Genomic DNA, 2,159 nt, shown 5'->3' on the forward strand with positions numbered 1-2,159 from the left:
TATTGCTAAAGAAAACTCGAAATAGCCGCGCAAATTTGATCTCTGCGTAGAAGCTTCTTACGTAGAATTTTGATTAAGGATTTGGCGTTTAAAATGGTTTCATCATATCGTGTCGAAGATTTTCGCGTGGAATTTTAATTGCAGCTTGGAATTTTATCGCGTATCTTTTCACTTCATTTAAGCCAGTACGGCATCGATTTGGTTTTGCTTTCCTTAATTTTATCGCGCGCCCCTGCGTCCTTCAAAATTCCATACCCGCAATCGATTTGAGCGCTTGTATATCGCACCACTAGAAGCCAGGTCAATGGCAGGGCAAACTCCTATCAACTAGCGCATATCCTTCTCTGAGATCTGCGTATAGATCGCGCTAATCTGGCAGAATACATAAAATCGTATCTATAAAATGACTGCTTTTGCCGCGGCTGCCATAAAATTACGCCGCCGATATGTATAGAAGCTCGCTCGCCAAGAGCAATAAAAATGGCTAATTCCATAAATATAACGGAGGTATGGCACCTTATTGGCTATTTTATTTCTTTTCTCTATCCGTCTTAGTTATTGTTTAAAAAATCAGATACAAAGCCATTATCTTTTAATACCTGCATGATGCTACGTAGGAGGTAGCTATTAACAAAATATACCGTATAAATCCTTCCGCCGTCTCTTATAGGCATAATCATCTTTTTATCTTTTAGTTTTGCCATAATGTTTGATTTTTCCTTTGATTTATGTATACCGAATTTATCAAGTTCCTCAGCCTTCATTCTCATATTATCTTTTTTAACAATATAAACTAATATATCAAACTCTTGTTTTGTTATATGTTTTCTCTCAAGCGCTATTTTAAGCATAGGTAGGAGTATATTTGTTTGCACATACTCTTTTTTTAAAAGATGATCTATTTTTTCAATCTCATTTTTTAATCCTATTAAAAAATATTCACACCAAGCTAGTAAGTCATCAGCCTTAAGACTATCTGCGCGTGAAAGCATATTATAATATTGATCTCTATCTGTATAAAAAACTGAAGATGGGTTGATAAGTCTTCCTTCTTTTACTTTAAACCCAAGCTTTATTAAAAAAGCATAATTCAAAAGTCTTCCCATTCTACCGTTCCCATTGTCAAACGGATGGATAAATTCAAATCTATGATGTGCAATAGCAACCATTAAAAGCTGATACTGCTCCTTGTGTTTTTTATTGATGAACTCTATAAATTTATTAAAATAATTAGGCAATAAAAAATGTTTTGGTGGCGTATGCCCTGATTTTTTTATGCTTACGTCGTGCCGTCTTAATTCTCCTGGATATTTAGATCCTTCGCCCTTTGGCGGCGGCGTTAAGCCTTTTGTAATAATTTTATGAATTTCTGAAATATAGGCACGGTCAAATACAGTTTTTGCATCCGTATTGTCTTCTATAAAAGCTATGGCATTTTCTAAGCTTTTTATCTCATCGTCACTTTCATCTGTCAAATTTGGATCTATAAGTTTTTCAACATATTCAGATAGTGTTGTATTGTTTCCTTCAATTCTAGCCGATCCTAATGTTTCTAAAATTTGAAAAATATTTTTGAGTTGAAAAAATATATACGGGGGTACATCGCCACCAAGCTGCTTGGTTCTTAACTTTTCTAGGTCTAAAATAATATTTGTTAAATCACTTCCAAAAGAAGGTTCTGGTATAGTGATATTGCCGCTGCTTACTTCTTCTTTCATTTTTCAATACTTCCTTTTTAATATTATCAAAAATCGATTATAGCACATTGTTCTATAAAATATAAAATTACACTACTTCCGATTATGTCTATGTAATACTTCCCAAAAAAAAATACATATTTTAAAACAGATTAAACCCAAAATAGGCTTTAAACGTTTCGCATCTAGTTATAAACTCATCCATCTTCCTATCCTTTTTAAAATTTCCTTTAGTTACTTTAAATTTGGGCTAAAGAACCTTATCTGGATCAGCTCCGCAAGCAAATGTGCCTTTTTCCAACTCGAAGCGAATTTAAATTTAACGCCCGCATTTCTAAATTTAAAATTTTAATCTAGAACCGACTCGCACCTTAAATTTAAAGCGCGAGATTTAAAATTCCTCGCCGCTAGCTAGCCGCGTAAATTCCATGCCGAGCGCTTAAATTTAATGATCGCTCTTCA

1 protein-coding gene is annotated in these 2,159 nt (G+C 34.0%); it reads right to left on the reverse strand.

The window, feature by feature from the left end; translation table 11 throughout:
- Positions 1-551: 551 nt before the first annotated feature.
- Positions 552-1,718, reverse strand: a complete 1,167-nt coding sequence (locus tag Q0605_RS10735; protein WP_298706858.1) for a Fic family protein — start codon at positions 1,716-1,718, stop codon at positions 552-554.
- Positions 1,719-2,159 lie beyond the last annotated feature (441 nt).

This window comes from uncultured Campylobacter sp. (genome assembly GCF_938017705.1).
Lineage (GTDB): Bacteria > Campylobacterota > Campylobacteria > Campylobacterales > Campylobacteraceae > Campylobacter_B.